Origin of the sequence: Arthrobacter sp. efr-133-TYG-120, from assembly GCF_030209785.1 — a bacterium.
GTDB lineage: Bacteria > Actinomycetota > Actinomycetes > Actinomycetales > Micrococcaceae > Arthrobacter.
Genome location: NZ_JARVRI010000005.1, coordinates 85,629 through 107,025, shown reverse-complemented (window position 1 = coordinate 107,025; position 21,397 = coordinate 85,629). Strand labels below are relative to the sequence as shown.

The window sequence follows — 21,397 nt, the reverse complement described above, 5'->3', positions numbered from 1 at the left end:
TCATGGGTACCACCTCGAAACCCACCGCCGAGGGCGCATTTATCCCGTTGGCTCCGGCGCGGTTCCTGGATACCCGAAACAGTGCTCCCGTGGGCCCTGATGGAACGGTGTCCTTCCAAGTTGGCGGGGTGAACGGGATTCCGGCCAATGCGGCGGCGGTTACTTTCAATCTCACAGTTACCGATCCCACGTCCTTCGGGTTTATTACCGCATATGCTTCCGGGACCAACCGACCTGACGCATCCAACGTGAACTTCGCCGGCGGCCAGACCGTTCCGAACTCCGTCACGGTCCCGGTAGGGGCCGACGGAAGGGTCACCCTGTTCAACCGCTCGTCGGGAACCACCCAATTGATCGCTGATGTCTCGGGCTACTACCTCCCTGGAGCGCCGACTGTGCCGGGTGCCTTCGTGCCTGTCGCACCCGTCAGGCTCTTGGAAACCCGGACCAGCGCTCCCGCGAGTCCGGACGGGACAGTGTCCTTCCAGGTCGGTGGGTTGGGTAGGATTCCGGCGACGGTCTCGGCAGTCACGTTCAATCTCACTGTTGTGAACCCGACGTCGTACGGGTTCATCACCGCCTACGCTTCCGGCACACCTCGCCCGAACTCCTCCAACGTCAACTTCGCAAAAGACCAGACAGTTCCGAACTCGGTCACCGTCCCCGTCGGCTCCGACGGAAAGGTCACCCTTTTCAACCGCTCGTCCGGCAGCACCCAACTGCTCGCCGACGTATCCGGCTACTACGTTGCCGGGACGCCGACTGTAGCAGGTGCATTTGTTCCCGTAGCGCCCACACGCTTCCTGGATACCCGCAACAGGGGTCCTGTGGGGGCTGACGGGGTGGTGTCTTTCCAGGCAGGTGGGGCGAATGGAGTTCCAGCCAACGTTGCGGCAGTTACTTTCAACCTCACTGTCACGGGCCCGACGTCGGTCGGGTTCATTACGGCGTACGCCTCAGGGACGGATCGGCCGGGTTCATCGAACGTGAACTTTTCGCCTGGGCAGACTGTTCCGAATTCCGTCACGGTCCCGGTCGGGGCCGACGGCAAGGTTACGCTCTACAACCGCGCGTGGGGCACCACCCAGCTAATTGCGGACGTCTCCGGCTACTACCTTCCCGGGGCATCTACGAGCTCCGTGGGCATCTGGGGCGACAATCGCTACGGGCAGCTTGGCAATGGCACCTATACGGACAGTCTTTCGGCGATCGGTGTTTCGGGATTGACCGATGTGGTCATGACTGCTCAAGGTCGCGCCAATAGGTATGCGTTGCGCGCTGACGGCACGGTTTGGGCTTGGGGTATCAACTACTGGGGTCAACTGGGCGACGGCACCACCGAGTACCGGAACACCCCGGTTCAAGTCGCGGGCCTGACAGGGGTGACCTCCATCGTCGCCAATACGGACAACGCCTATGCATTGTTGGCCGATGGGACGGTCCGGGCATGGGGAAACAACTACGACGGCCAGTTGGGAAACGGCACCCGCGGGTATAGTCCCACCACGGGCTACAACAGCGCCTTGTCCTTTAGCAGCACCCCGGTCCAGGTTGTTGGCCTGACGGGAGTTGCTTCCCTCAGCGCTACATTTAGTGCGACTTATGCGTTGTTGACCGACGGAACGGTCCGGGCTTGGGGCGAAAACAGTGACGGTGCGCTCGGGGATGGCACCACGATCAACAGGGACGCTCCGGTCAAAGTGTCCGGCCTCGCGCGCGTCGAATCACTTTCCACTTGCTGGGGGAACGCATATGCCCTTCTGACCGACGGAACGGTCCGTGCCTGGGGAAACAACCTGAGCAGCGAGCTTGGTTCCGGCAGTTCGGCACCGCAAAGCGCCATCCCCGTTCAGGTCGCCGGCCTTTCCGGCGTTGCCTCCCTCGCGGTTGACGGGGGACATGCCTATGCGCTCCTTACCGATGGCACGGTTCGCGCTTGGGGACTTCACGCCGGAGAACTGGGCGGCGGCCCGATCGGCCAAAACAGCAGCATCCCGGTTAGGGTCCCTGGTCTCACCGCGGTCGCTTCGATCTCGGTCAGCTACGGCACGAGCTATGCAGTGTTGGCTGACGGGACGGTCCGCGCCTGGGGCTACAACCCGAACGGGCAGGTTGGAAACGGGACCACCACCCATACCGCATCCCCCGCCCGAGTCACCGGCCTGAGCAGGGTCGCCTCGATCACGTCGAACGGATTCAGCACGTATGCCCTTCTCACCGACGGGACCGTCCGGGCATGGGGCTACAACGGAGAAGGCCAGCTCTCCAATGGCACCAAGGTGAGCAGCAGCACTCCCGTGCAGGTCCAAGGGCTCACCAACGTGAGGCGACTCGCGATGTAGGCAGCCGGTTCCGCAAACCGGCGCGATACTCCGCCAAAAGCCCTCAAACGATCGCGGAAACCCCTGTCACGGCCCGGCCCACGATGAGCGAGTTGATCTCGAACGATCCTTCATAGGTGTAGATCGCCTCAGCATCGGCAAAGATCTTTGCCATCCGGTAGTCCGTCACGATGCCGTTCCCGCCCAGGATGGATCGGCCCATCGCCACGGTTTCGCGCATACGGGCGCTGCAGTACGCCTTGGCCAGCGCCACCTGGGCCATTTGGGCTCCGCCGTGCCGCACTCCCTTGCTGTCCGTGTAGATACCCTCCTGCAGCTGGGCGATCCGCACCATCATCCCCATGCTGGCCACGGCATTTCCGAGCATGTCCACCAATTGCTGCTGGATGAGTTGGAACTTCGCCAGCGGGCGGCCGAACTGCTGGCGGTCAAGCGCATACTGGCGGCCGACGTCGAACGCCGCCAACTGCTGTCCCACGGCCTGCCAGGCTACCATGAGCCGTGACCCGCGCAGCAGGTGGTTGGTGTCCGCGAAACTATTGATTCCGGAAAAACGATCTGCCTCGGCAACCCGGACGTCCTTGAGGACAATGTCAGCGTTTTGCACGGTGCGCAGTGCGATCTTGTTCTCAATCTTGGTTCGGGTCACGCCAGGCAGCGTGCCGTCCACGATGAAGCCGCGAATAGCTCCGTCGGCCTCGTCCCGGGCCCAGACCAGCATGTGGTCGCAGAACGTCCCGTTGCCGATCCAGCGCTTGGCGCCGTTCAGCACCCAGTAGTCGCCGCCGTCGTCGGCTCCCCCGGGGACCCGGCGGGCCACAGTCTGCAGGCCGCCGGCCACGTCGGATCCGTGATCCGGTTCCGTGAGCGCAAACGCACCAGTGGTCCGCAGATTGGAGGCGTCGTCGAGGTAGCGGTCCTGTTGATCCTTGGAGCCGAACTCGTACAGCGCCTCGATGAAAAGGTCGTGGTGGACCATGAAGAACGTGGCAATGGAGGTGTCCACGCGGGTCATTTCCGCGATCACGAGCCCTGCGAACAGGTTGCTGTAGCCGCGGTGCGTGGGGGTGCTCAGGCGAAGGGCCGCGAGCTTGGGCAGGATGTGCGCCGGGAACTCAGCTTTGTCCCACCAATCCTTGGCATACGGCGCGATTTCCGTGGCCAGGAATTGCCGGAGCTCGTTGAGCTTGCGCTGTTCCTGGACGCTGAGGAGGGACTCGAAATCGAAAAAGTCTGCCGAAGGCAAGGAAGGCAGCGAACCAGCCGGGTGTCCGACGGCGGCCGCGAGCTTGTGCGTCTGGCTCACTTCGGTGCCATCCGGATTGCGCCGTCGAGGCGGATGGTTTCGCCGTTGAGCATGGCATTCTCCACGATGTGCGCCACGAGGTTGGCGTACTCGGCGGGGCGGCCAAGACGCGCCGGGTGCGGCACCTGCTGGCCCAGGGAGAGCTGGGCGTCCTGGGGCAAGCCGGCCAGCATCGGGGTTTCGAAGATGCCTGGCGCAATGGCCATGACGCGCACCAGCGAGCGCGCAAATTCACGGGCCAGGGGCAATGTCATCGCGGCCACGGCCCCCTTGGACGCGGCATACGCAGGCTGTCCGATCTGGCCGTCGAAAGCCGCCACGGAGGCTGTGTTGATGATGACTCCGCGTTCCTCGCCACCGAGTTCGGTGGACGCAGGTTCGTTCCGGGCCATCGCGGCGGCAGCGAGGCGGATCACGTTGAAGGTCCCCACGAGGTTGATCTGGATGACCCTGTTGAAGTTCTCGAGCGGCAGCACACCGTCTTTGCCCAGTACTTTGCCCGGGGTTGCTACGCCAGCACAGTTGACCAGGATCCGGAGCGGGCCCAGCGCGACGGCAGCATCGACGGCGGCCTGCACCTGCTCTTCGTTCGTGACGTCGGCGGGGACGAACACGGCCCTGCCGTCGGCTCCCGCGGCATTGAGTTCGGCGGCGAGGGACTCGCCGGGAGATGAGTGGAGGTCAAGCAGCGCTACCGACGCTCCGGCGTCGAGCAATCGCCTTGCGGTTGCGGCCCCCAAACCCGATGCCCCGCCGGTTATCAACGCAACTGCGCCCTTGATGTCCATCCATCCTCCTCGATGCAGAACCAAAATCCGTTAATGAATGTTAACTGAATCACTTTGATTGTGCACTGGTGAGGGGCCTGCGGCCAAGCGCGCGGCGTTAGGCTGTCACCATGTCCGCCGCCGACACCCCGCAAGGCACCCCCGGAACACCGGATTGGGCCGCGCGGGCCGACCACGCCGCACGCTCGGTGACCCGGCATTTCGGACGGAGCCTCCTCTTCCTTCCGGGAACCCACCTTGCGGCGTCGGTCCGGCCCTCCAGCCATTCTCCGTTTCAGTCGTGGAACTACTGGTGGCAGGCGCACTACGTCGATTGCCTCGTGGACGCGGGGTTGCGCGAACTGGCCTCGGGATCAAGGTTCGACGGCGGTGATCGCCGTAGTGCCGGCGAGCTCGCTTCACGCGTGGTCGCCAGCATCCGGCTGCGCAACTTCCTGCGCTACGTCAACAGCTACTACGACGACATGGCGTGGCTGGCCCTCGCCGTGCTGCGCTTGGATTCCTTGGCCGCGCGGGCGCAGAAGCCTGGCCGACGACGCAACGCCCGGTTGCAGAAAAGCCTCTCTCCGCAGTTCGAATCGGCTTCCACCCAACACATGGGCGGCGGCACCTTCTGGAGCACCAAGCGCGATTTCAAGAACGCCCCGGCCACGGCGCCGGTGGCCTTGCACTTCGCCCGGACCGGCAAGCACGAGCGGGCCCAAGGGCTTCTGGACTGGCTCGACGTGACCCTCTTCGAACCCACCCTCGGTCTTTACCTCGACGGCGCCTGGGTCAAGGAAGGCAAGCTCGTCCTCGCTGAAGAGATCTACACCTACAACCAGGGCCCGGTGCTCGGCGCCTTGTTGGAGTTGGGTGGAGACGCGAACCTGGCACACGCGGCCGCGTTGGTGGGCTCGGTGGCTGAGCATCTGACCGTCCGTGAGCCTGACACTCAGGGGAAGCTCGTTCTTCGCGGGGAGGGCACCGGCGACGGCGGGCTCTTCACCGGAATCCTCGTCAGATACTTGTCCCTCGCCGCCGGAGACCTGCGGTTGCCCGCCCCCACCCGGGCCACCGCCAGGGAGCTCGTGCTCGATACCGCGGAGGCTCTGTGGGCGGGACGGACGGTGCGCACCGACGATGCCAACGAAGCTTCCGGAAAGGACGACGGCGGTTGGCTCGTCTTCTCGACGGAACCGCAGCGCCCGGCGGCCGAGACGTACGCGCCGGGCACCGCCGTCGAACTCTCCACCCAGCTGCAGGCGTGGATGGTGTTGGAAGCCGCCGCGCGCGTCCACTAATTGTCAGCGCCGGGGCCTAGTCTGGAGCTGTGAACCCGATCCCGAGCCCGATACCCGTCACTGTGGTCGGTGCGCCGCCGGAATGGTGGCAGATCGTTGGCGCGCTCAGCCCGCTCGCTGTCCTTGTCGCGGCGATGGTTGCCGCGATCGTAGGCCTCCTGTCCCTGCGGCAGAAGGCGCGCGCGGATGACAGGTCCGAGTGGTGGCGCCGCGCCCAATGGGCCCTCGACGCGTCCCTGTCCCGCAGCCGCTCCGAAGCCGAAATGGGTCAAAAAGCCATCGAAATTCTGGGCCACAGCGAACTCGCGTCACGGGAGGAACTCTCGCTCCTCAAAGTCGGCACTGAGGACGCGCTCCTGGCAGCCGCCACGGCGTCCGAACCCCGCGCCGTCGTCCCCTCACAGCGTCCTGCCTCGGTGGGCGCCGAGGACCGCAAGGTGCAGATCGCCGCTGCCAAGGCCAGGGTCGCCCTCGACAAGCGGCTCGGGGAGGACAGTCCAGGCTGGATCGTCGCTCTGTCCGCCGAGAAGCCCGAGTAGGTCCTACTCTGCCACCGCGGGCTTTTTCTTCTGCGGATACGGGGTCTCCTGGCGCGCCAACATCTCGACAAAGCCAGCGATCTTCCTGGCCCGCGTCTCCGCCTTCTTCACCGAGTTGGTGCGGTAGATCAGGGAATAGCGGTTGACCGCGGTCAGCACATCGAACATCGCCTGGGCTTCGGGAACCGCGGCGATGGCGGCAGCGAGGTCCTCGGGGACTTCCGCGTCCGCTTGGCCCACATAGGCAGCTTCCCAACGACCGTCGGCCTTGGCGCTGTCGACGGCGGCCCATCCGGCCGGAGTCATCTTGCCTTCAGTTTCCAAACGGGCAATGTGCCCCACGTTCCGCTTGGACCATGGGCTTTTGGGGCCGCGGCGGGTCATGCGCTGGAAGACGCTTTCGTCGTCGCGCCTTCTGCCTTGGCCGTCGATCCAGCCGAAGCAAAGCGCTTCATCCAAGGCCGCGGCGTAATCGAGTTCCGTCACGTTGCCGCCCTTCTTGTGCAGCACGAGCCACACGCCCGGGCTATCGGCGCCGTTCTTTTCGAGCCAGGACCGCCACTCGGCAGCATCTTTGACGATCAGTTCTTCAAGTTCAACAGCCATGGCCCCATTCTGGTGCCAGCTAGGCTGTGGCGAAAGCCCACTGACTTCATGCCCAACCCTCGCTCACCTATATGGGCCCTTACCCCGACGCTCGCTCACGTATATCGGCGTTTCCGGAAACGCTCGCTCAGATCATCTGAGCGAGGGATCCCGAGTTTGGCCACATACGTGAGCGAGCGTCGCCCGATTCGACGACATAAGTGAGCGAGCGTGCAGGAGTTTGGCTCGACGCAATCCTGGCTGTCTGATTCGTACGGCATGGAACAGCACGGGATGGGGTAGAACTTAACCATGAGTGTTCGTACCCCTGACCCGTACTCCGGCTGGCTTTCCGATGAAGACCTCTTCGAAGCCCGCGGCCGCCTCCCCATGGTTTACGTGGAGGCGGTTCCCGTACGTCTGGATCCGCTCGGATTCGTCAACGAGGTAGGTACCCTTCTGCAAGGCGACGCTGACGGCACCATGGTCCGTTCCTTCGTGTCCGGCCGCGTGCTGTATCGCGAAACTATCCGGGCCGCGCTGTTGCGCCACATGGAAAAGGACCTCGGCCCGCTGGCCTTCCCGCAATTGCCCGTCAGTCCCGTGCCGTTCACGGTGGCCGAGTACTTCCCGGCACCGTCGCAGACCGGCTTCACGGACGACCGCCAACACGCCGTGTCCCTTGTTTACGTCATCCCCGTGACGGGCGAGTGCGAACCTCGCCAGGACGCCCTCGAGCTGACGTGGATGACTCCGCAGGAAATCCTCAGCGACGACGTCCAGCAGGAATTCAGCGGCGGCCGCGGCAATCTGGTGCGCCAGGCTCTGGCCTTCGCCGGCGTCGGACAGTAGCCCGCGCAGTTAGTAGCGGCAGCGCGGGTAATAGCCGCCTCCCCGATTTGCTCGGTGGGGTTTTATAGACTGTTGGGCGGACCCCAAGAGAACCAAAGGACTTCCGATGACTCACAGCCCAGCCGACCAGCAGTACCGTGAAAAGCAGGCTGGGGCCCTGCAAATCGGGGACTACCTGTTCCTCCCTGGTGATGGTCCCGCGGAGCAAATCACCCAGATTGAGCTCGAACACGACGATTTTGGCGTGCCCGCGCTCATCCTGGTGACCACGCTCGACGGCGGGAACGTGCGGATCGCGATCGGGTCCAGCGTTCCGGTGGGCGAAGCGACCGCCATCCCGGACGTCGCCGACACGCCGCTCGCCGAAGTTCCGGCCCCGCTCGGCGAAGAGCCGGCCCTGGAGCCGGATACTAGCGATGCGCCCGACGGCGGTACCTCCGACGGCGGCGGCGCGCCCGCGGAAGCCGTTCCCGCCGTCGTCGTGCCTCCTTTGCCTCCGGTGGCACCGACTGTCAGCCGGCCGGCGGGGCCGGATCCCGCGCAGCTCGCCCTGATCCCCGAACCGACAGACTCTCCCGAGAACATCGTGGGCGCCGCTGGCGAAGCCCACCCCGGCCGGAATGGGGTCGCGGTGCTGAGCGAGCGTCTCGTGAAGGGCATCAATACGAAGTCGGGAAGCTGCCTGCGGGACCTGAGCGACCTGGCCCACGACCTTTTCATCGAGCTGCGGGATCCGGACCGCGCCCTCGCGGTGGCCGATATTCTCAACGTGCTCCCCTACGACGGAAACCGCGACCGGTGGATGTCCGTTGAACGTTCCCTCGCACTTTCCAGCTTCATTTGCCGTGAGCTCGGCCAAACGGAACGCGCGGCAGTCTACGATCAACTCCTGCAAGCCCCGGACACCGTGGAGACAGACCCGTTCAAGGCCCGGATCGCCGCCAAAGTCCGGCAGCGCGGGCTCAACGAACCGAACCTCTACGACAAGGAAATCTTCCGCTCCATCGACAACGGCAACCGCGATGCCGAGCGCGAATGGCGGCTGCTCCGGCTCGAAACCCTGCTGTTCCTCCGCTCGCACGGCGGCTCGAACACCCTGGGCGTGGGGGAACTCGATCACCGGATCGCGAACGAACTCGAGGCCGTGCGGGCGTAGGCGCTATCGGAGGATTTCGCAAGACCTGTCGCGTTCGCGCCAACGGCGGTAGATTCGGGCCATGACGAACAATCTGAGCGTTGTTGTTAATGCCGACGCGCAGCAAGTTTGGACTTCGCTGCGCGAACCGTCGCTCGTAGCTCAATGGCACGGCTGGGAGGCCGACGAACTCGGCGACGAAATCAACCAGATCTACTTCAGCACCGACGTGGTCGAGGGTCCCGACCACACAAGCCTCACTGTGAACGGCGGCGACGTCTTCGAGCTCACCCCGGTCAGCGGAGGCACCGAGGTCCGCGTGACGCGGGCGGCCCTGGACCATGATTCCGAATGGGCCGCGTGGGACGAAGACATCACCCAGGGCTGGCTGACGTTCCTGCACCAGCTCCGATTCGCCCTGGAACGCCATCCGCACGGGCACCGGCGCACGCATTTTGTCTCCCTGCCTGGCGGCAGCGGATCCGGGATCCAGAAACTTGGACTGGCCGACGTCCCGGCACCTGGCGAGGAATACTCGCTCACGCTTCCCACGGGCGAGGCCCTCTCCGGCAAGGTCTGGTTCCGGAGCAACCACCAGGTGGGCCTCACCGTCCACAGTTACGCGGAACATGGCGACGGGCTGCTGATTGTGGCTGACCAGCCGGTGATTCCGGAGAAGAGGCCCGACGGCGGCACGATCGTGATCGCTTCGACCTACGACCTGGGCGCGGCCAGCCTGGACTCGATCCGCTCCCACTGGGACAGCTGGAAGGCTGAGAACTACCCCACAGAGGTGCATTCGCACTGACGATTCACGCTCCGGGGCTGGCAGACTGTAACGGTGCCAGCCGATTCTTCCGTGCCCCATTCCGGGTCTAACTCCGAGTCCGATCCGTCCACGCTCGCAGCTGCCCAGCAGTCCGCGTTTTCCTTCGAGGTGGGTGCGCGGCTCAGCGAAACGCGCCCGCCGTCGTCGGGCTTCTTGAACGCCGACGGCGGCAGCCGTCACGACGGCGGCCAGTGCGGAGAGTTCCTGGGCCGCACCGGCACCATCACCACCCCGCACGGCCAGATCCAGACGCCCGCGTTCATCGCCGTCGGGACGAAAGCCACTGTCAAAGCCGTTCTGCCCGAATCCATGAAGGAGCTCGGCGCGCAGGCTTTGCTGGCCAACGCCTACCACCTGTATCTGCAGCCAGGGCCGGAGATCCTCGACGCGGCGGGCGGTCTTGGCGCCTTCATGAACTGGGACGGACCCACATTCACGGACTCGGGCGGATTCCAGGTGATGAGCCTCGGCTCGGGGTTCAAGAAGGTCATCGACATGACCTCCGTGGATGCGTCGGGGCCAGACGACGCCGTGGCCCCTGGCAAGGAGCGGCTGGCGCACGTGGATGAGGACGGCGTCTGGTTCAAGTCGCACTTGAACGGGGACAGGCACCGTTTCTCGCCGGAGATCTCCATGCGGGTGCAGCACCAGATCGGCGCAGACATTATGTTCGCCTTCGACGAGCTGACCACCCTGCAGAATTCCCGCGGCTACCAGGAGGAATCCCTGGAGCGCACACGTCGTTGGGCCGAGCGCTGCGTGGTGGAGCATGAGAGGCTGACGGCGGAGCGGGTGGGCAAGCCCTACCAAGCCCTGTTCGGCGTCATCCAGGGGGCGCAATACGAGGACCTCCGCCGCAAGGCCTGCCGGGATCTTGGTGGGATGCCCTTTGACGGTTTCGGCATCGGCGGTGCACTGGAGAAGGAGAACCTCGGCACCATTGTGCGTTGGTGCAACGAGGAACTTCCCGAGAACAAGCCCCGCCACCTCCTGGGCATCTCCGAGCCGGACGATATCTTCACGTCCATCGAAAACGGTGCCGACACCTTCGATTGCGTCTCCCCTACCCGCGTGGCCCGCAACTCGGCGTTTTATACGCCGTCCGGTCGGTTCAACCTTTCCGGGGCCCGCTACAAATCGGATTTCGGACCCTTGCAGGACGGTTGCGATTGCTACACCTGCGCCAACTATTCGCGCGCGTATATCCACCACCTGTACAAGGCCCATGAACTGCTCTCGCACACGCTCATCTCCATCCACAACGAGCGCTTCGTGGTGAAGATGGTGGACGACGCCCGCTTGGCCATCGAATCCGGCGACTTCTTCGAGTTCAAGGCCGAGACGTTGGGGCGGTACTACTCCTAGGGTCCCGGTCGCTTCCCGGGCAGGCGACCTGCCGTCGTCGTCGAGATCGCGCCAAGGGGCGCCTCAGGGGCGGTCGGCCGTCACCACGCCGATCACCAGCAGCACCACATTGAGCACGACGGCGGGCGTCACCAAAACCTCCGGCGCGTTAAACAGCATGCCCAAGGCCAAAGGCGCCAGGGCGAAGAGGCACAGCACGTAGCCCCGGATCCTGGTTCCCAGCATGGCGGGTCCGCTCCGCCCAAGCTGCATCAGGTACACGAGCTTGGTCAGGTCTTCCTGCTGGCGGAAGGCTCGTCGCAGCATCCCCGCGCCCAAACCGCCTCCCGCCGCCGCACCCAGGACGAGGAGCTCCACCCGGAAGCCGCCCGCCAGCACGAAGAATCCGGCAGCCGCCGTCGTCCACAAACCCATCAGCATGACCGGCAGCGCGACGTGGACCCAGCGCGAAGCTGTCCTCGAAATCGGGAGGAGGGCGTCGAGGCTGGGGGCCATGCGCAATTGCCAAAGGGGCCCTGCCGCCGCTGTGGACGAGAAGATCGCCGCGGCAAGCAGCACGGGAAGCAGGATGACGGGCGAATCGAACGTCCGGACCAGCCCGGTCAGGGGAACGACGGCGAGACCCAGGCCCCAGCGCCACAGCCGGCCGGGTTGCCGGGCGAGTACAGTTGCCTCCGCGTGGAAGAGCGCGCCTGCTGCGGTGCTGGGCGTGCCGGGGAGCTTGACCCGGCTCCGTTTGCCGCCGCTGGAAAGCGAGGCACTGAGTTCCCCGGTGTCCATGAGCGTCAGTGCAGCCTGAACATGTCCCCTCGCGGACCCGGCTTTGAGCAGCGATGTCGTGCGGACGCTGGAAAGCTTGTTCCGCATCCCGAGCGCCGCCGCAACCAAAGCGACAGCAGGGGCAACGGCGAAGATCCAGTTCCCCTGCAGCGTCCCGAACAGCATCGCGCCGAGTGCGGCCGAAGCAGCCGCCAACAGCCAGTTCATCGGCCTACCTTGCCCGGCCGCCGCCCGTGAACGCGTCTGGGCGAACGCGGCCAGCGCGAGAATAGCGGCACCTGTCAGTGCCCCTGCCAGGACCCGTCCGGCAAACACCATCGCGTTCGAACCGCTGATGACTGCTACCGGGATGGTGGCGAGGGCTCCGACGACGGCGGCAGCCGAGACTGCGCGACGCAGTCCTCGGGCTAGAAGCGGCTCGCGGTCGATAGCCAGCGAGTACCACCAGTGCCGCTGATTCGCCGTGATGGCCAGTGGCCCGAGCCTGCCCGCCACCCAATAGGCCGCGAGGCCCAAGAGCCCGAACCCAACCACCAGGCCGTATTCAACGGGGACCACGCCGTAGCCGACCGAAATCAGGTGGCCGCCGAAGCCATGCTCCGCTGCGGCAGTGAGCCCGTTGAGGAGGCCAATCGCGTAAATCAGGCCGACGCCGAACGTCAGGAATTGGATGTACAGTTCGTTGAGCCTGGAGAGCAAGGACTGGCCCCGCGGGCGAATCACCTTTCGAGTGGCACGCTCGGGGTCGAAATCCACGAACTCCGGCTGCGCTACGGCAGCAGTGGACATGCTCACCGGCGAATCCTTGCCACAGCCTCGTCCGTACTGACCACGCGCGCACCGCCGTCGTCGACTATTACCGCCCGGGTGCACGCCGCTTGGGCGACGTCCGCATCGTGGGTGACCATGACGACGGCGGCACTCTTCTTGGCAGTCCGGGCGATCCGCTGCGCAAGCAGGCCGCGCATGCGGGTATCGAGCCGCTGTTCCGGTTCGTCCAGGACAAGCAGTTCGAAGGGCCGGATGAATGCCGAGGCGAGGAGGAGTTTGCGGCGCTGTCCGGAGGAAAGCTGATCGGGAAAGGCATCGGCGGCGGTTTGAAGCTCGAAGAAGCCGATCTCTTCCTCCACAGCCCCGTCGGGGTTGGCGAGGCCATGCCCACGGGCCACCAAGGAAAGGTGCTCACGGACCGTGAGTGAATCGAAGTAGGCATCCTCATCCAGCAGCACCGAGACCTTGCTGCGGAAGAGGGCCGAGCGGTCGTCCGGCATCAAGCCAAGAACGTGGGCATCGCCCTCAATGGCGGCCTGGGCGCCAATCATCGTGCGCAGCAGGGTGGACTTGCCGGCACCGTTTTCGCCCACCATCCCGAGCACTTGCCCGGAGAAAACCTCGACGTCGAGCGGCCCGCACACAGCATGCTCGCCATAGCCTGCAACAAGATTCTCGGCCGTCAGAACGGCGCTTCCCAGCTTCATCCTCTGAAACTACCGGACTTCCCTGCGGTTCCCCTGAGCCGACGGCCGGACGCCCGCTCACATAAATGCCGTCCCGGCCCGACGCTCGCTCACATAAATCGCGTCCCGGCCCGACGCGCGCTCACATAAATCGCGTCCCGGCCGGACGCCCGCTCACATAAATCGCGTCCCGGCCCGACGCCCGCTCACATAAATGCCGTCCTGGATTTCCTGCTCAGGCCCAGTAGCTGGGCTCGCGCTTCTTGATCCAGCCAATGACCAAGGACGTCACCGGCACGAGGATGTACTGGACACCGACCTTGTACACGAAGCCAACCAGCACGTAGTTGACGAAGCTTCCGAAGTCCGTAATGCCAATGACCGACGCCGCGATGCTGCAGAAGATAAGCGTGTCCACGAATTCGCCGACCCCGGACGAGCCCATGAGCCGGGCCCAGAGAGTTCTCTCACCCGAACGGGCTTTCATCTTCACCAGGATCAGGGAGTTGATTGTCTGGCCGGCCAGGAATGCGAGAAGGGAAGCAAGGACGATCTGGGGAACCGGCCCCAGTGCGCCTTCGATGGCGGCCTGCTTGGCGTTGCCATAGTCGTCATTGAAACCCGGCAGCGCGATGATGATCCAGTAGCAGAGCGATGCGAATGCTGACAGCGCGAACGAGGTGATGATCGCTTTGCGGGCAACCTTGAATCCATAGATCTCGCTCATGACATCGCCAAGAATGTAGGCAAGCGGGAAGAGGAAGAATCCGCCATCGGTGATGATCGGACCGAAGACGACGCCTTTGGCAGCGCCAATATTGGACAGGATCAGCACGACGGCCATGCATGCCAGCATGATGCCAAAGTACGGGGAGCCTATCGACGCGAAGCGCGGCGCGGGTTTACTGAGGGTCTGGGATTCTGGTGCTGACGTCATAGCTTGTCCGTTCATAGTGGTTCGCGCAGGCGGCTGGAGTAAGCACGGCGCCCCGCTGTATTAGCACTGGTGGTGGACCCGCCTGCAAAACCGCGGAGCCTCCCCCATTCTCGCATCGGGGAATCGAGAATTGTCAGGCAAACTCGCCACCGCCGACGACGCGTGTCACCCCAGGTGAGCGAGCGTCCGGCCCAAACCCGACATAGGTGAGCGAGCGTCCGGCCAAAACCCGACATAGGTGAGCGAGCGTCCGGCCCAAACCCGACATAAGTGAGCGAGCGTCGGGGTCGCCCCGGACCCGTTCGACCCCCTCTGGCGGGGCGGCGCGGGGTACGGCAAGCTTGGTCGAAGACCAGCAGAGCGGCGGGATACGGAACGGAGCGAGGGACGCACATGGCAGCGAACTTTGACACGGTGGACGACTACATCGCGGCGCAACCCGGCGAGGTCCAACCCATCCTTCACGAGATCCGACGGCGGGCCCTGGCAGCAGTGCCCGGAGCCGCGGACAGGATCAGTTACGGGATCCCCACCATCACGCTCGACGGCCACTACGTCGTGTATTTCGCGGCGTGGAAGCACCACATTTCCGTCTATCCAGTGCCCGACGGCGGCGAGGACTTCGAGCGCGAAATCGCCCCGTTCCGGGCGGCCAAGGGGACGTTAAAATTCCCCCTCGGGAAGCCTATGCCGTACGAGATCATCGAAGAGGTGGCGACGCTGCTGTCTGAGCGCGAGAGGCGACGGGGCGGGTACTGACAATCGGCCTGGGCAGGGGTACGGTACAGCCATGCGCCGCGATGAGCTTGAGCACGCCATCCGGGCCGCCACGGATGTCATCCACGGCGACCGGGTGATCGTGATCGGCAGCCAGTCCATTCTGGGATCGTTCACGGAGGACCAATTACCTGCCACGATCACTATGTCGGATGCCGTCGACATCGCGCCGTTTTCCGACGACGACGCCGGCACGCTCGCGGACAGCATCGACTCTGTGCTTGGCGAGTGGTCGCCTTTCCACAAGGAGTTCGGGTTCTATGTACAAGCGGCCGAAAGGGAGACCGCGGTGCTCCCGGAGGACTGGGAGTACCGCCTGGTCGGCGTGCGCAACGAGGCGACCCGGAACAGCACCGGGCTTTGCCTGGACCCTTACGATCTCTGCGCGGCGAAGCTCATTGCTGCACGCCCCAAGGACCACGCGTTCGTTCTTGCACTCATCGAGTCATCCCTCATCGAGCGCGTCCGGCTCGTGGACAGAATCAGGCTGATAGACCCATCCGAGCCTCGACGGGATGCGGCTTTGTCTTGGGCCATGTCCGTTTGACCCGGCCCCGGCCGGCCCGAACCCGTCCGAAACCGAAGGAGCTAGGTAATGACCAAGGTAGTGGCGTTCATGTCGATGTCCCTCGACGGCTACGTGGCGGATCTCGAGGACGGCGTTGACGAGGTCTTCGACTGGTACTTCGCCGGCGACGTCGACGTCCCTACCTTCAACCCGGGCTTCACGTTCCATGTTTCCGAAGCGAGCGCTGAATACCTACGGGCTTTGATGGGCGAGGTAGGCGCGATGCTCACCGGGAGACGCACCTCCGACCGCGCCGACGCTTGGGGCGGCCAGCACCCGTTCGGCGTGCCCGCGTATGTGGTGACGCATCAGATGCCGGAGGGGTGGCCCCGCCCCGACACGGCGGTGCATTTCGTCACCGACGGACTGGAAAGCGCCGTCGCGCAGGCAAAGGCCGCTGCCGGCGACAAGATCGTCGGCATGCACGGGCCGGACACCATTCGGCAGTGCCTCGATGCCGGCCTGCTGGACGAAATCCGCGTCGATCTGATTCCGCTGCTGCTCGGATCCGGTATCCGGATGTTCGACCGCGTTGGGAACGCGCCGCTCACTTTGGGCAACCCGACCGTCGTCGAGGGTGTGGGTGTCACGCACTTGAGCTACCCGGTCCTCAAGGAGTAGACCCCAAAAGCCCCGCACGAAACTACCCCGAGTGCGCCTCCAGGAACGCGTACACCTCGGTTTCGTCGACGCCGGGGAACGCGCCCGGCGGCATGGCGGCCAGCAGGTGCGAGTGGGCGCGGGCGGACGGCCAGGCGTTGCCTGCCCAGGATGAAGCCAACGACGCCGGCGGGCGCTTGCAGCAGTTCGGGTCCGGACACGTCGAGGTAGCCCGCGCCGTCGTCTCCCTCCCGCGGAACCACTTCACGTGCTGGTACGGCACGCCGATGCTGAGCGAGAACTCGCCAGCCGCGGAACGCTCCGTGCGTGCCGTGCACCAGTAGGTGCCGGAGACGGTATCGGTATACTGGCTGTAGGCGCTGAACTTGTCCGGAACGTCGAACACGGCACGCGAAGTCCAGGCTTTGCACGCCGGTTGGCCCTCAATGGCGCCGGTATGGTCCTGGGGGAAGGCCACGCCGTCGTTCTCGTAGGCCTTGTAGATGATGCCGCTCTGGTGTGTCTTCTGGAAGTGGGTGGTGATGCCCAGGTGTTTCGTCGCGAGGTTGGTGAAGCGGTGTGCAGCGGTTTCGTAGGAGACGGCGAAGGCGTCGCGGATGTCCTCCACCGCGATCTCCTTGGCGGCCTTCGCCTTCTGGAGGAACTCCAGGGTGGCGTGTTCGGGCAGGAGGAGCGCCGCGGCGAAGTAGTTGGTCGCGACCCGCTGCGCCAGGAAGTCGCCGTAGTTCTTGGGCGTCTCGTGTCCCAGGACGTAATGGCCGAGGGCTTGCAGGAGGACCGAACGGGGATCGTGGTCCTGCCGTTGGCTCTGCGTGAGATAAATTCGGTGATTCTTAAGATCGGTCACTGAACGGGTGGAATGGGGCAGGTCGCCCACGTGGTGAAGCGTGAATCCGAGGTGGTCCGCGATGTCGGCAATGACGTGCTGGCTCAAGGGACCCGTCGTGTAGCCAACGCCTTTGAGGACCTTCTGCGCTTCGGCTTCGTACTCCGGAAAATAGTTGCCCCGTTCGCGCATCATGGCACGCAGTTCACCGTTCGCGCGCCGCGCTTCTTCCGGCGTCGCGACCTGCTCGTTGAGCTTGCGTTCAAGCTCCTGGAGGAGGCCCACTTGCGATTCGAGAACATCGAGCGGAAGCCGCGAGCTGACGCGGATTTTCGGCAGATTCAGCGACTCGTACAAGGGCCCGCGCTGGTACCGTTCCAGTTCGATTTCCAGGGCCGCGCGACGGCTGGGCGGTTCCGCTCCGAGCAACTGGTCGATGCCGACATTCAGCGCCGCCGCGAGCTGCTTCAGCAGGCCCAGTTTGGGCTCGCGCTTGCCGTTCTCAATGAGGCTCAGCTGGCTCGGGGCGGTCCCGACGGCGGCACTCACGTCGTCGAGGGTCAGTCCGGCCTGCTTGCGCAGATACCGCACGCGGCGGCCCAGGCTGATGACGTCCAGTTCGGCGGTGGAAGCGGACGACGACGGCGGCGGTACTTCGCGGTTCCAGCTCACAGGTGGCATTTCTTGAGGATACGCGAAGAAGTGCATTTCTTTCCATGGTTTTTATCTAGAAAGCCTCTTGGAAGTGCTGAAAAGTAATAACCACGAAGTCCCGGTCGATCTGAAATGCAAAGGCGCAGCGAAGATCGGCCGGGGCGACATACACAGCAAAACGCCACAGTAGCGTCAAAGGAGACAGAACAATGACCGCAGCATTTGAACCAGGGCAGCCCACCTCCGCTCAGCAGCAGGCCGCCGCACTGGAGCTCGAATGGGCTGCCAACCCGCGTTGGGAAGGCGTCACCCGCGATTACTCGGCCACCGACGTCGTCCGCCTCCGCGGCCGCGTCTCCGAAGAACACACCCTGGCCAGGCGCGGCTCCGAGAAGCTGTGGAAGCAGCTCACGGAAGAGGCTAAGACCGGCGGTTACACCAACGCCCTCGGTGCGCTGACCGGCAACCAGGCGGTGCAGCAGGTCAAGGCCGGGCTGCGGGCCATCTACCTTTCCGGATGGCAGGTCGCGGCCGACGCCAACAACTCCGGCCACACCTACCCGGACCAGTCGCTGTACCCGGCGAACTCGGTCCCCACCGTCGTCCGCCGCATCAACAACGCCCTGCTCCGCGCCGACCAGATCGAATTCTCCGAAGGCATCCAGACCGTCGAGGACTGGCTGGTCCCGATCGTCGCCGACGCCGAAGCCGGTTTCGGCGGCCCGCTGAACGCCTACGAACTCATGAAATCCATGATCCAGGCCGGCGCCGCGGGCGTGCACTGGGAAGACCAGCTCGCGTCCGAGAAGAAGTGCGGCCACCTCGGCGGCAAGGTGCTCATCCCCACCCAACAGCACGTCCGGACCCTGAACGCCGCCCGCCTCGCGGCCGACGTCGCGGGCACACCGTCGGTGATCATCGCCCGCACCGACGCCGAGGCAGCCACCCTGATCACCTCCGACGTCGACGAGCGCGATCAGGAATTCATCCTCCGCGAAGGGGGACAGCCGGTCCGCACCGCGGAGGGCTTCTACAAGGTCCGCAACGGCATCGAACCCTGCATCGCCCGCGCCAAGGCCTACGCCCCCTATTCGGACCTCATCTGGATGGAAACGGGCACTCCGGACCTCGAACTCGCCCGCAAGTTCGCCGAGTCCGTCAAGTCCGAGTTCCCGGACCAGATGCTCTCCTACAACTGCTCCCCGTCGTTCAACTGGCGCAAGCACCTGGACGACGCCACCATCGCGAAGTTCCAGCGTGAACTCGGCGCCATGGGCTTCACCTTCCAGTTCATCACCCTGGCCGGCTTCCACGCCCTGAACTACTCGATGTTCGACCTCGCCCACGGCTACGCCCGCGACGGCATGAGCGCCTACGTCGAACTCCAGGAAAAGGAATTCGCCTCCGAGTCCCGCGGCTACACCGCAACCAAGCACCAGCGCGAAGTCGGCACCGGCTACTTCGACGACATCGCTACCGCGCTCAACCCGAACGCATCCACCCTGGCCCTGGTGGGATCCACCGAAGAAGGCCAGTTCCACTAACCTCCCGACGGCGGGCCGCTGCCCCAGCGGTGCGGCCGACAAAGGCAATCCTCCGCGTGCTATTCCCCATCCCCGTCCTGTGGCCTCGCAAAGCTCGGCCGAGGACGGGGACAGGGCCCCTTTTACGCACGCTTCCGGATCACCTTCGCCGACTTTGCGGCGCTTGGCGACTGGCGCACGAGGCCGAAGAGTCCGGTATTGCGGCAGCCTGCGTAAAAGGGGCCCCGTTTCCGGGTCCGTCCTCGCTCAGCGAGGTCGGACCCGGAAACGGGGAATAGCAGGCAGAGCAATGCCGGTCCGAAGGCCGGAGCCAGCCACGCACCGTATCGAACCCAGCTAGGCCCGCCGTCGAACATTGCTTCTCTGAGGAGAGATTGAGATGAACAGCTTCACCGACAATTACACGATCAACGGCATCACGCTGACCGCCCAGCCCATTCACCGGCAGAACGAGGTCCTTACCCCGGACGCCCTGGAATTCGTGGCAGCCCTGCACCGCGCGACGGCGGAGCGCCGCCAGGAGCTGATGCAGGCAAGGCACGCCCGCCGCGGCCAGATCGCGAGCGGACAGGATCCGCGGTTCCTCCCGGAGACGGCGGGCATCCGGAATGATCCGAACTGGCGGGTCGCTCCCCCGGCACCGGGCTTGGAAGACCGACGCGTGGAGATCACCGGGCCGGTTGACCGGAAGATGACCATCAACGCGCTGAACTCCGGCGCCAAGGTGTGGCTGGCCGACATGGAAGACTCCTCCACCCCCACGTGGCGCAACGTCATCCAGGGCCAGCTGAACCTCACCGATGCCCTGGAACGCCGCATCGACTTCACCTCACCGGAGGGCAAGGAGTACAAGCTCCGTGCCGCCGAGGAACTGCCGACCATCGTGGTGCGGCCGCGCGGCTGGCACCTGCCGGAGAAGCACATGCTCATCGACGGGAAGCCCGTTGCCGGTGGCGTGGTCGATTTCGGCCTGTTCTTCTTCCACAACGCCCGGCGCCTGCTGGCACAGGGCAAGGGCCCGTACTTCTACCTGCCCAAGATCGAGAACCACCTCGAGGCCCGGCTCTGGAACGACATCTTTATCCTGGCCCAGGACCTGCTCGGCATCCCGCAGGGCACCATCCGCGCCACCGTGCTGATCGAGACCATCACCGCGGCCTTCGAAATGGAGGAGATCCTGTACGAGCTGCGCGATCACGCCTCGGGCCTGAACGCCGGACGCTGGGACTACATCTTCTCCGTGATCAAGAACTTCCGCACCCGCGGGCCCCGCTTCGTGCTGCCGGACCGCGCCCAGGTCTCCATGACCCAGCCCTTCATGCGCTCCTACACCGAGCAACTGGTCCGGGCGTGCCACCGGCGCGGCGCCATGGCGATCGGCGGCATGGCCGCAGCCGTTCCCAACCGCAAGGACGAGGCCGCCAACACGGCAGCGTTCGAGAAGGTCCGCGCGGACAAGACCCGCGAAGCCGGCGACGGCTTCGACGGCTCCTGGGTGGCCCACCCGGACCTGGTTCCGGTGTGCCGCGAAGTGTTCGACGGCGTACTCGGCGAGCGTCCGAACCAACTGGACCGCTCACGCGAGGACGTCACCCCGGACGACCGCGCGCTGATCGATGTCGCCTCCACCACGGGCACCATCACCGAGACCGGCATCCGGAACAACATCGAGGTGGGCATCCGCTACATCGAGTCCTGGCTGCGCGGCAACGGCGCCGTGGCCATCCACAACCTCATGGAGGACGCGGCCACGGCGGAGATCTCCCGTTCACAGCTGTGGCAGTGGATCTACTCGCACGCCATCACCGACACCGGTGAAGTCATCACCCGCGAGTGGATCAACGACCTCCTGGACGAAGAGTTCGCCCGCCTGGAACGCTTCGACGACGACCGCTTCAACGATGCCCGCAGCATCTTCGAAGAAGTCACCCTCGCCGAGGAGTTCCCCACCTTCCTGACCATCCCGGCCTACGCCCGCTACCTCACGGAAGCCCGCGAGGAAGCGACCAAGGAAGAACTCGTCGCCGCTTGAACCCGTAGATAAAGCCCCCGCCGCTGGGCTGCCTGCACTCTTCGCAACAAGTGACCCCGATGGTCGGGGCGGCAGCCCAGCGACGGAACCCCTTCATCAACACGCGCGAACTGGCAGCCGATGACTTTGCCGCTTGGGAACGGTCATCTGCTGCCAGTTCGCGCGGGGTTAAGGGAC

General features: G+C 64.9%; 19 protein-coding genes. 12 read left to right on the top strand and 7 right to left on the bottom strand.

Translation table 11 applies throughout. The annotated features are described in order from the left end of the window. Window positions 1–2: 2 nt before the first annotated feature. On the top strand, window positions 3–2,342 hold the full coding sequence (locus QRN51_RS03825; protein WP_284988688.1) for a hypothetical protein: 2,340 nt from the start codon (window positions 3–5) through the stop codon (window positions 2,340–2,342). Window positions 2,343–2,385: 43 nt separating this feature from the next. Here QRN51_RS03825 and QRN51_RS03820 read toward each other — a convergent pair whose 3' ends face one another. After that, on the bottom strand, window positions 2,386–3,648 hold the full coding sequence (locus QRN51_RS03820) for an acyl-CoA dehydrogenase family protein (RefSeq protein WP_284988687.1): 1,263 nt from the start codon (window positions 3,646–3,648) through the stop codon (window positions 2,386–2,388). Then, window positions 3,645–4,436, bottom strand: a complete 792-nt coding sequence (locus tag QRN51_RS03815) for an SDR family NAD(P)-dependent oxidoreductase (protein ID WP_284988686.1) — start codon at window positions 4,434–4,436, stop codon at window positions 3,645–3,647. The genes QRN51_RS03820 and QRN51_RS03815 overlap by 4 nt, the downstream gene beginning before the upstream one ends. Window positions 4,437–4,546: 110 nt before the next feature. Between QRN51_RS03815 and QRN51_RS03810 the strand changes: the two genes are divergently transcribed. Both QRN51_RS03810 and QRN51_RS03805 read left to right on the top strand, forming a co-directional pair. Continuing rightward, entirely contained in the window at window positions 4,547–5,719 is a 1,173-nt protein-coding gene (locus QRN51_RS03810; protein WP_284988685.1) for a glycoside hydrolase family 76 protein, read from the top strand. Window positions 5,720–5,748: 29 nt separating this feature from the next. Continuing rightward, entirely contained in the window at window positions 5,749–6,258 is a 510-nt protein-coding gene (locus QRN51_RS03805) for a hypothetical protein (protein WP_284988684.1), read from the top strand. A 3-nt stretch (window positions 6,259–6,261) separates the two neighbouring features. On the opposite strand, the gene QRN51_RS03800 is transcribed toward QRN51_RS03805, so the two are convergent. Then, the gene (locus QRN51_RS03800; protein ID WP_059388554.1) at window positions 6,262–6,864 is read right to left on the bottom strand and encodes a YdeI/OmpD-associated family protein; all 603 of its coding nucleotides are present in this window, start codon (window positions 6,862–6,864) and stop codon (window positions 6,262–6,264) included. 291 nt (window positions 6,865–7,155) lie between these two features. On the opposite strand from QRN51_RS03800, the gene QRN51_RS03795 reads away from it, so the two are divergent. The 4 genes from QRN51_RS03795 (at window position 7,156) to tgt (ending at window position 11,024) form a co-directional block, all read left to right on the top strand. Next, on the top strand, window positions 7,156–7,695 hold the full coding sequence (locus QRN51_RS03795; protein ID WP_059388553.1) for an NUDIX hydrolase family protein: 540 nt from the start codon (window positions 7,156–7,158) through the stop codon (window positions 7,693–7,695). A gap of 106 nt (window positions 7,696–7,801) precedes the next feature. After that, complete coding sequence (locus tag QRN51_RS03790) at window positions 7,802–8,851, top strand: DUF6707 family protein (protein WP_284988683.1); 1,050 nt, start codon at window positions 7,802–7,804, stop codon at window positions 8,849–8,851. Window positions 8,852–8,912: 61 nt separating this feature from the next. Then, window positions 8,913–9,638: an SRPBCC family protein gene (locus QRN51_RS03785; RefSeq protein WP_059388552.1), complete on the top strand. Its 726-nt coding sequence runs from the start codon at window positions 8,913–8,915 to the stop codon at window positions 9,636–9,638. Window positions 9,639–9,767: 129 nt separating this feature from the next. Beyond that, entirely contained in the window at window positions 9,768–11,024 is a 1,257-nt protein-coding gene (tgt, locus tag QRN51_RS03780; RefSeq protein WP_502870848.1) for a tRNA guanosine(34) transglycosylase Tgt, read from the top strand. Window positions 11,025–11,087: 63 nt separating this feature from the next. On the opposite strand, the gene QRN51_RS03775 is transcribed toward tgt, so the two are convergent. The 3 genes from QRN51_RS03775 to QRN51_RS03765 all read right to left on the bottom strand — a co-directional run bounded on the left by QRN51_RS03775 (window position 11,088) and on the right by QRN51_RS03765 (window position 14,198). Continuing rightward, window positions 11,088–12,593: a DUF6297 family protein gene (locus QRN51_RS03775; protein WP_284988808.1), complete on the bottom strand. Its 1,506-nt coding sequence runs from the start codon at window positions 12,591–12,593 to the stop codon at window positions 11,088–11,090. 2 nt (window positions 12,594–12,595) lie between these two features. Continuing rightward, window positions 12,596–13,282, bottom strand: coding sequence for an ABC transporter ATP-binding protein (locus QRN51_RS03770; RefSeq protein ID WP_284988682.1), 687 nt, complete (start codon window positions 13,280–13,282; stop codon window positions 12,596–12,598). A 214-nt stretch (window positions 13,283–13,496) separates the two neighbouring features. After that, complete coding sequence (locus tag QRN51_RS03765; protein ID WP_059388549.1) at window positions 13,497–14,198, bottom strand: queuosine precursor transporter; 702 nt, start codon at window positions 14,196–14,198, stop codon at window positions 13,497–13,499. Between the two features lie 393 nt (window positions 14,199–14,591). Here QRN51_RS03765 and QRN51_RS03760 point away from each other — a divergent pair, with 393 nt between their 5' ends. From QRN51_RS03760 to QRN51_RS03750, 3 genes are read left to right on the top strand one after another with little or no spacing between them, the layout of a single operon-like run. After that, window positions 14,592–14,957, top strand: coding sequence for an iron chaperone (locus QRN51_RS03760; RefSeq protein WP_284988681.1), 366 nt, complete (start codon window positions 14,592–14,594; stop codon window positions 14,955–14,957). A 31-nt stretch (window positions 14,958–14,988) separates the two neighbouring features. Continuing rightward, window positions 14,989–15,522, top strand: a complete 534-nt coding sequence (locus QRN51_RS03755) for a DUF6036 family nucleotidyltransferase (protein ID WP_284988680.1) — start codon at window positions 14,989–14,991, stop codon at window positions 15,520–15,522. A gap of 48 nt (window positions 15,523–15,570) precedes the next feature. Continuing rightward, window positions 15,571–16,164, top strand: coding sequence for a dihydrofolate reductase family protein (locus QRN51_RS03750; RefSeq protein ID WP_284988679.1), 594 nt, complete (start codon window positions 15,571–15,573; stop codon window positions 16,162–16,164). A 22-nt stretch (window positions 16,165–16,186) separates the two neighbouring features. Here QRN51_RS03750 and QRN51_RS03745 read toward each other — a convergent pair whose 3' ends face one another. After that, entirely contained in the window at window positions 16,187–17,698 is a 1,512-nt protein-coding gene (locus QRN51_RS03745) for an XRE family transcriptional regulator (RefSeq protein WP_284988678.1), read from the bottom strand. Between the two features lie 155 nt (window positions 17,699–17,853). On the opposite strand from QRN51_RS03745, the gene aceA reads away from it, so the two are divergent. Together aceA and aceB are read left to right on the top strand one after the other, a co-directional pair. Beyond that, window positions 17,854–19,188 (top strand): isocitrate lyase, encoded by a 1,335-nt coding sequence (gene aceA, locus QRN51_RS03740; protein WP_284988677.1) that lies wholly within the window; start codon window positions 17,854–17,856, stop codon window positions 19,186–19,188. Between the two features lie 379 nt (window positions 19,189–19,567). Further along, the gene (aceB, locus tag QRN51_RS03735; protein ID WP_284988676.1) at window positions 19,568–21,220 is read left to right on the top strand and encodes a malate synthase A; all 1,653 of its coding nucleotides are present in this window, start codon (window positions 19,568–19,570) and stop codon (window positions 21,218–21,220) included. The last annotated feature ends 177 nt before the right edge of the window (window positions 21,221–21,397 follow it).